We start from the raw sequence: 9,766 nt of genomic DNA on the forward strand, positions 1-9,766 counted from the left end.
TAGCAAAAGTATTAACCGGCCTTGAACCATCCGCAACGCTCCAGGTCCCATTAATTTTTTTATCGAACGCGGCTAAAAAGAGTCATCTTTCAAATAAGATTTTGAGTTGTTTTTATCCTGCTAAAATTGGCAGTGAAAAGCAGGTGTAATCAGAGGGTCGGTTCCCAGAATTTTAGAAGCTTAAATCACGAAATAATTATTGACGTAATATTACTTCACCAGTGTTATATTTCCCTTCTTCGAAATTGCTGACCCGTCAACCAAAGTTCCATTGAGATAATAAATATACACGCCATTGCTACACGATTGGCCTCTATATGTACCATCCCATCCATAAGATTGATGTGCCGTTTCAAATACCTTTTCACCCCAACGATTAAATATTGAAAAATCGAGAGACAGGATACAATGTCCCCTTACATAACAAACATCATTTTCACCATCGCCATTCGGAGAAAAAGCTGTTGGAACAAATAGTTCCCCGCAATTTATTTTAACCTTAACATCATCTGTAGCCGTGCATCCATTGGTATCGGTAACAATTACCGTATAAATTGTTGTTTGTGAAGGAGTGGCGAAAGGACTTTGACAATCGGTACAACTTAATCCATCTGATGGGGACCAACTATATGTTCCTCCACCTGCGGCATTTAATTGTGTTGATGAACCAAAATTAATCGTTGCATCTATACCGGCATTTGCAGTTCCAGCCTTTGAAATAACAGAAGCTGTTGCGGCTTGTTTACATCCATTAACATCTGTAACGATCACGTTATAGGTACCTGCATTAAGACCTGAAGCCATTGAAGTTGTTTGACCATCGCTCCATAAAAAAGTATAAGGAGGGCTGCCACTTCCCATATTGACATTAGCAATTCCATTAGCAGTATCACAGTCGGTACTTGATGACGTTATTAAAAGATTAAGATTAGCATTTGTAGAAACCGGAACGGACTGAATAAATGTATCGCTACCGCATGGATAATTTAAAATTAAAGTGACATTAAATATTCCTCCATTGGAAAAAACATGAGTTGGATTAATAATCGATGAAGTATCATTTACTCCGGAATTGGGGTCTCCAAAATTCCATAATACAGAAGTAATGTTATTGAGAGAACCTATACAATTGGAAACGTTTAAGGTTGGGGCAGTGAAACTAACATTAAGACAATTCGATGAATCTGTAAAAGGAGGGGAAGGTGTTTTAAAATAATTGGAAACGTAATTCGGAAGTCCCAAACTACTCATTTTGCCACCCAAAAAAAATCCATTATTAATATAGTTGCATCCTATACCAAAATTATTCGGGTTATTAATAACTCCCAGCCACTGTTGTTTATGCTTTGCAACATAAATTTTTTTATCAGGAGCTAACTGAAGGGATCCTGTAATTTCTGATACGTTAGCGATTAAAACTGCTGAATTTGCTATTGCTGAATCGGAACCGGCACAAAGATCAATTTGGTAAATTTTTCCATAAAAATTATTCGCTATACTGCAATACAATTTTGTACGATCCGGCGAAAATTCAACTCCATACGCACCTCCATAAACTGAGATTGGTGTCAATGCCGGAAAAATAATTGCATTAGATATAATTCCTGTCGAATTATTAAAGTCAAACAATTCAAAACGATTGATACTGAAACTACTTGCACAAGCCAGTTTTTTTCCATCAGAAGAAGCTTTTAATTGTCCGATGGCTGTACGACCGGAACCAATATCTCCAGGAATAATAATCCCTGCATTACTCTTGACAGCTACTGTATCTATACCTGAAGATGTTATTAAATATGTTCGAAATCCATTCGTGTTTAATTCATGGGTAACTACCCAAACATCCCGGTTATTGCAATGTTGTACTCCTGCAATTTTTTCACATGTAGGAACATAAAGAGGAATATTTTTTTGTGAAATTACAACATCGCCCAACCCACCATCAAGTTTCATATCAATTTTGGAATATCGCAAACCGGCAGATCTTACTTGTGGAGCTGCAGTAAATATATAATAATATCTGGTACTGCCCGGCTGCCTGACAATTAAGGTCTGTGTTGTAGTAAAGCTACCATAGAGACCGATTCCATTTGGCATCTGGATGTGATTCTTATTGTAGACTTTTTCTCCATTCGTATAAAAAAGCAGATTTCCAACAGGGTCTGAAATGGAAGCAGTTCCTTCGTCTGTATATATCATACCATTTGTAAGAGCAATCGGACCTCCAGAATTAAAGTCTAATCCAGCGCCTTCTCCAAAATACCAAATATTGGGTTCCCTTTGCGCAACAACATTATTTATTTGCGGCGAAAAGTAAAAGGCAATAACAAACAAAATTTCTTTATACTTTACCATATTTGATACTATTGGGAAGCTTACAATATACCAATCTAAGGTAGTCAAAACTTGACATTCGCTTAAGCATAAAAAAAGGCAAAACGAAGAAAACTATCCTCGTTTCGCCTTAAGTAAATTACACTTATATTTTATCAGAGGCCTCTCCCGTAATGGTAACTGGCTTCGCTCACTTTTTTAATTCCTCCCGAGTATTCTTTTTCGGTTTTAATCAAACGACCCGCTGCATCGTAGGTAAAAATGGTTGCAAAGTTCTCATTGTCGAGGATGGCCATTAATAAACCTGTGTGATCATCAAATACAAAACCTGATACAGGAGAATTTACAGGTTGAAGACGCATGTCATCTACATATGCTTCATCATTTGAAGCCGGGTTATAAACATATACTCTCAAATCGTTTAAACCATGGCTGCCTCCGGAAGCTACATAGTTCGCGGGTACAGTAATATTTACAGTTAATAACAGCCAGTCTCCGACCGCTATAGCTTTCGAATCATTTTTAGCCATTGATTGGTACGTATAAACTGACTGACCATCAAGTTCAGCTACCAGGACGGTGGACGAAGGACTATTTTTATGCACCCACGCAGAGGCACGATACGTTTGACCTGTTTGTATACCATTGCTGACTTTATAAATAGGCCCATATTTTGTTGCCGGCACATGAGCTAAAAAATTACCTGTATGAGGTGTAACAGCTCCGCTTTCGGCTGATGAAATTTTCACCCCTTCGTTAAGGTACACTTCCCCACCAAAATAATAAGCAGGTGAGCCTGTAGGAGCCACATTCTTAGAATCTTCAAAGCCGGTAAAAACAAAACTCCTGTAGTTTGAAGCGCCCGATGTTGCAATTACGAAGTTATCATTTAAGCCTCCTGTTTTAATGGCGGCGTAATTACCATTAATATCCTTCGATTCAATTGGATTAGAGTAATGATCGTAGCGGGTAATTTCGTTTGTTTTTTGCCAGCCCGAATTCGGAGTTCCTGACCAATCGAAATCAGTGAATGTTCCGGCGATGGTACCATCGGTGTTAACGGCAGATTTCCAAACATAATTCTGATACTTGCGCCATACATCAGCTCCTGTGGTTACATCACCATACGAAGATGTTCCGGTATTAAATTCGCTATACGTCCATGGATTCGCCTTCCAGGTTTGTACCGACGCACTTAGTAGATGCTCCGCATTGCCGGCATCAACCGAATACGAATAATTAGCTGTACCCTGCACCAGCATATTCTTGTTGCTTACATCATACACTTTTGAACCCATAGCGCTGTTATCAATCCCTCCATATTTTTCATAAGCCGGTATTGTTTTAGTCCTGTATTTTTCTCCATAAGAATTTACAGATTCTGTTTCCGTAACCATGCCACTGTAAAAATCATACTTGGTATTTGTAATTGTATTTTTAATACCGTTTGATTCGGTTGTTATACTTTTTAATAAACTTGGATAAGAAATACGGCTTGAGGAGGTTATATGCCAATCGCTGGAACTTGTTACGTGATCGGGTTTCCATCTGATATACCTATTGATTGTATTAAAACTTTCCTGAATTATTCCGCTCTTTATGGAGCCATCACTGATTTTTTGATATTCATATGTGTTTTTATCGCTCACTAAATTAGATTTATTCAACGTAGTTATTTCAAGTATTCGGCCTATTGCGGCTTTATTATCTGTTACAATACCTGAACGACGATATGAATAGCCCCAATGGTTGCCTGTGGTATAGCTTTGAAACCATCCTGGTACATCAACATCATTTACTTTAACATGATCACCCATAGAAAAACCGGATGAATTATTTATAGCTGTCTTGAGCACATCAAATTTATACCTCGCTTTTGCATAGGAATCATTAGTAAGCCCCTTGTCTTCAACAGTTACATATTCGTACATTACCATAGGCGCAGGTAACTCATATACATAAGGAATATATCTTTCTACTGTTATTGGAGAAGTCACTCCCCGAATATAAGGTTCTGTACTCCCACCACCTACTATTGGCGCATAAGAAGTGACACCTGAACTGATATTTGTAGCTGGATTATTATATGAATAGGAAGTTTTATAAATACCACCCGCTCCATCATCTAATAAAATTTCTTTAACCCTGATTCCTCCTCCACAAAGAAAATCAGCCGTAAAATAAACATTTAGTGGATTTGGAAATGTGGATGTACTGGTTTCCTCAAATGTAAGTGTGTTCGCATTTAAATCAAACGAAAGTAGTTTTTTATATATGAATTCATACTTTGCCGGAACATTGGTAGGGTTACGCGGTGGCCCATATCGATAAGATGCAGCAGTCATAGCATAAATCTTATATAATTTATTTATCACTAATGCTCCATTATCTTTCAAATCATTCACGCTTTGATCCACCTTAAATGTCATGGAAGTCCCATTTTTCGTGATATTGGTAACTCTTCTATTAAATTCGGGTATTGACCCTAAAGCAGCTTCCAACGAATAAGTATCTGACTCATAATTAATTTTAATTTTGCCACCTAAGGGAGTAGTGATTTCATTCAAACTCCAGGCATCAGCATTTGGCTTTTTGCTGTAATCATCCTGAACTGTAGAATAATATCCCCAATTGTCTATTTGATTTTGATTGTAAGCAATTGGATTTGATGATTGATTATTATAAGTGAAATTGTAGGATGGCAAAATATCCGCTTTACCTAAACCATATATTTTTACCGAATTCAATGTTAACTTTCCTTTTGCCGTCGAACTTGGATTTGTTGCCGTCGCATCCGAATTAGGTGTATTACCACAAAGGGAATAATCCTGGCTAAACTGGACAACTTTCAGTGCCTTTTCCTCAATATCTGCAATGTCATCCTCTACATCTTTCACATCCAAAACATTTGCTTGAAAATAACTTGTATATGTTGGTATGTTATAGAGTGAAATATCAGCGAGGTAACTACTTCCACTACATGTCCTATATCTATCTCCATTTATTGTCCAACTTGCATTTTCATCATAATAATTTTTTTGTCTTTTTTTTGCTACACAAGAAGTTCCTCCACCACTAACACTTGCTTTAAAAACATTGGTGCCATTATTTGCAGGATTTAACACGGCATCAGCATTATTCATTAAAATTATTTTATCTAATTTCAACAATTGATTAGCAACTCCACAACTATTTATTTGAGTAGTATATGTCCTATCGTATTTAACCCAATCTCTATTTTCTATTCCACTGCATTCGGACTCCCCTCCTGAAGAATGATACCACCCCGAAACTGGAGCTTCCTTGTACAAAGTAACCTGCTTCCCTTTCCCATCTTCCCGCAAACTTTTAATAAAATAAGCAGTATGTGTTTTGGTTTTGATACTGTTCAAATAATAAATTTGTTTACGTCCAATTTCATACTCACCATATTGGCTGCTTTTACTGCTGTTATTAGGCACATAGGTTCCATCCTTATAAGGATAACGCCACTGATAGCCATCAGTCCATTTTCCATAATCAAATTTCACCCAGTATCCATAATCTTCGTCATCAATTACCCCTGATGTTCCCCTATCTACATAATCGGGGCCTGTTACAGAAGTTAACAGCCAATCATATGCATATTTATTAATTTTATGATTAATTAAATGGGCGCCATTTGACTGACTTGTTTTGTCTTCAAATATTTGATGCGACTCAAACTCATAAACTGGAATAGAGTAATGGTACGTTTTTCCATCCTCTGTTGTAATGCTATAAGCGCCGATCCCTTCTGAATCGTATAAATTAGCTTCATTTCGATGACCGCTCTGGCTTTCTGTTTCAATAAACCCTTTAGCTATAGCATCATTAAATTGCGTATAAATTTCACCGTTAGTAAACCATTCAATATACTTACCTTGACCTACCCGTTTAGAAGTGGAGTTATAAAATGATTTCCCATCGTTGGTAATATCTAAATCTCCACCCGAATAAGAATACTCCATTGGCGAAGCTCCTGTTCCGTATGTTCCGGGATTAATTTTCGCAAACCCACCCGGTTCGTTATCAAACTGAAAATAGATTTTATCTGCATCCTTATTAAAAGGTAATCTAGAGTCATTATAACATTGTAATTCTGTTGCCGCACCAGAAAACACCATTCCTTCATGCGTCAATGTTCCGAACTCAAATATTTTTGGACTTATATTTCCACTTAGGCCTTGCGCCGTAACATTATACGAATCGTAAGATGGAAATGTTAAAGCGTTCTCTTTTGATTGAGCCTCAACACTATTATAGGTTGAGGCACTATATGGATCTTCATATACATCAGTCGCAGCTAATCTTTTTTGCACCCCTCCGGTCGAAGTGATCTCATTTTTAGCTTGGCTCATATACAAACTACCTGTATTCGTTTTATCATCTCTTGCATATTGAGCATATTCAATTTTGGTGTAATTAACTGAAACGTTTCCATAATAAAAATTGGCATAAAAACTAAAGCCCCCAATGGGATTCATAGAGAGATTTTGATTGTTTAAAGTGCCGCTAAGATTCTCGGTATGACCAGCCATTGATGCAAAAGAATTAACACCCGAACTGGATAAAGAAACTCCAATGCTGCCAACTTTACTTACTCCAATTGAACTAGTTCCCCTTAAACTACCCTTCTCACTTATACCTGCCGATGCAGAAAGAACTCCGCTATTTTGTGAAAAACCATACTGAGCTGAAACATTTACCCCACGTGACCCTACTGAAAATCCACCACTTAAAGGGCCGCTTTTTTGTCCTACTCCAAAGGAAACACTACCACCGGTGGATTTATGCGAGCCCCCATCAAGAGAGAGACCAACACTGAATCCGCCATATCCAACACCAAGCGAAACATCCCAATCTTTTACAGTTGTTATCCCTGAATAAGTTGACACGACGGAGGTTTTTCTATTAAAATCGTCGGGGATACCTTTTGCAAAACGATTTATGCTACCGGGATTAATATTCCAACCCAAACCAAGCCAAGATGCTTCCTGTTCGGGAGTAATACCGGCGTGATAAAACATCGCAAGCGGGTACCCCCCCTCAGGTCCGGGAACATTTATAACAGGCATACTATAAGTAAAATCACCTGTAAGTAAACTTACCATATCTGTAGCGTCAACAGGTTCAAATGAAGAATATTCAGGTAAACCTGCCCCAGGATTTAGGGCTAATGTATAAGTCGGAAACAACGATGCATTAAGCATACTTACTGCTAAAGTTAAAGCGATTGCTTTTTTTGTTTTTTTGTATTTGGTTAAGCGATGCATGATCATGGTATTATAATTTTAATGAGGGTATGTTTTTAAAATCGTTTTTATCAAAATCAAATTCTATTATTCCTTTTGTAAAACCAATGTCGCTGATACAAATTTTAAACGCGTCTGTTTTTATGGCATCTGCCTTAAATGCCAATAATATCGAAGTTGATTTTGCCGCTTCATACAAACGCGGGAAAGCAAAATCGGCCAGGTGGGTGGTATCCTTGTTCCTATCCACTATATACACATGTTCATTCATGCCGAAAGAAAGCTGTTCATTGATCCCGGCGAACAAGGCCTTGTTGGAAGCTGTACTGTTTAACATATCTCCTCCGTTGTTCTGCATATTTAAAACAAAATAATCGTACTTTTTGTACTTATTTTTTAACGCTTCAGCATCTTTATTTCCTGATGCCAGTTCATGGTTCACCATCAGGTCCGTGGGGCGATAAATAATTTCGGCCTTAAAATTCCCGATCTCAAAACTTTTTTTTGTGCCGTTTCCAGTATCGGTTATATACTTTTCAAGCTCGGCTGTTGTAACTCCTGTTTTACAGGAAGAAAACAAAACCACCGGAAATACCAGTATTGTAAAATAATATGTTATGCGGGTTAAGTTCATTATTTATTTTGCTCGTATTGAATGTTCAACACCTCCAGAACGCGATCGGTTACATTTACGGCCTCGCTGGCATACACAATGTTACCCGATGTGGTACCAAAAACGAAGGTGTAACCATTCTTTTTTCCAAATTCAGTGATCACACTATTAACTTTTGCCAACGCTTCATTCGTGATTTTTTGTTCTTCTTCGGACGCTTTGTTTTTAGTAACCTCTTTGTATTGCATAAACTGCTGCTGTTTACGGCCAATTAGCTCCTCGGTTGTTTTCTTTTCGCGCTCGCTCATCTGCCCTCTTTCCTTTTCGTATTTTTTTATGTCGTTTTGCAACTCCAGGGCTAATGTATCCACATTGGACTGCCAGGTCTTGGCCCGGGCCTCATTTGTTTTTTTCACTTCTTCCATCCCCTTGTATTCGGTCATTAACCGGGACGAATCAACATAGGCCAGTGAGTATGAGCGGGCATTGAAGAAAAAATGATAGCCCGTTAAAATCAGCACCATAACAATTACACTAATCATTAATGATTTTGTATTCATATTTATTTTAGTTTATATCCAATGCCTAACAGGAGAGAACAAGTTTCAAACTGGTACTCATTCTCCTTAAATATATTTTTTAATTCAATATTGTTCCTTACCTCAAGTGAAAATTGAAATTGTTCGTTATGCGGTATATTTACTCCAAAACCTGTAACCAAGCCGTAATTGATGCTGCGGTAATTGAAACCATTTGGATAAAAAGTTTCCATCACAATGGGCTCTGAATTTGCGGATAATAACAAAAATCGACTCCTAATAGGATAGGCTGCAAAAAATCCTAAATTAAAAAAATAGGCCACTTTCTTCCTATTCATCAAAATTTTTGCAGTTACAGGTATTGTAATAAAATCTGATATAATTTCTATTCGCAATTTTTCAAATGGAGTACCGTAACCTCCACTATTGGTAGAATTACCAAATTTTACATACGCATACGGACTTTTATCTATATGTATGTATCCTTTGCTTTCATAATTGGCCTCCAGGCATAAAGCAAGTTTGTATGTTAACCGGCGCTGCAAATCTAACCCAGCAATATAACCTAACCTCGGCCCAATGGTAGAAGTAGGATCCGAAAAGGTTTTATTAAAACTCACACTGGTTGCCACAGCAGGCCCACCATGCGCGCCAATTATTAATTTGTGCCTTGTTGTATCCTGGCCAAAGGCCATGCTACAAAAGAAAACTAATAGTATTATTGGTTTAATTATTTTCAATTTACTTTGATTTTTGCCATTTACATTCTTAAAAAGTCAATCGCTACAATATTGCAGGATTCGGATAGAATAACCTAACATAATATATCTTGCTCGCCCATTGTCTCCTATCTCACCTTTATAACATTAGAAACTGTTTAAAATTCATTTGATAAAAAGTATAAAGGGCATCTAAAAGGAAATCTCCTACTGAATTACTTAGTGTTGACCAAAACCCTATGTACCATGTATGAAACAAGCCTTACCGATGCCCAATGGAAAATTGTA

5 protein-coding genes are annotated in these 9,766 nt (G+C 37.4%); all 5 read right to left on the bottom strand.

What is annotated here, in order from left to right:
- Nucleotides 1-210: 210 nt before the first annotated feature.
- The gene (locus HYU69_05455; GenBank protein MBI2269789.1) at nucleotides 211-2,355 is read right to left on the bottom strand and encodes a gliding motility-associated C-terminal domain-containing protein; all 2,145 of its coding nucleotides are present in this window, start codon (nucleotides 2,353-2,355) and stop codon (nucleotides 211-213) included.
- 134 nt (nucleotides 2,356-2,489) lie between these two features.
- A complete protein-coding gene (locus HYU69_05460; protein ID MBI2269790.1) occupies nucleotides 2,490-7,634 on the bottom strand; it encodes a hypothetical protein in 5,145 nt (1,714 codons plus the stop codon).
- Nucleotides 7,635-7,638: 4 nt separating this feature from the next.
- Entirely contained in the window at nucleotides 7,639-8,241 is a 603-nt protein-coding gene (locus HYU69_05465) for a hypothetical protein (protein MBI2269791.1), read from the bottom strand.
- A complete protein-coding gene (locus HYU69_05470; protein ID MBI2269792.1) occupies nucleotides 8,241-8,780 on the bottom strand; it encodes an OmpH family outer membrane protein in 540 nt (179 codons plus the stop codon). Before HYU69_05470 ends, HYU69_05465 begins: the two co-directional genes overlap by 1 nt.
- 2 nt (nucleotides 8,781-8,782) lie before the next feature.
- Nucleotides 8,783-9,454, bottom strand: a complete 672-nt coding sequence (locus HYU69_05475) for a PorT family protein (protein ID MBI2269793.1) — start codon at nucleotides 9,452-9,454, stop codon at nucleotides 8,783-8,785.
- Nucleotides 9,455-9,766 lie beyond the last annotated feature (312 nt).

The organism is Bacteroidota bacterium (assembly GCA_016183775.1).
Classification (GTDB): Bacteria; Bacteroidota; Bacteroidia; order JABDFU01; family JABDFU01; genus JABDFU01.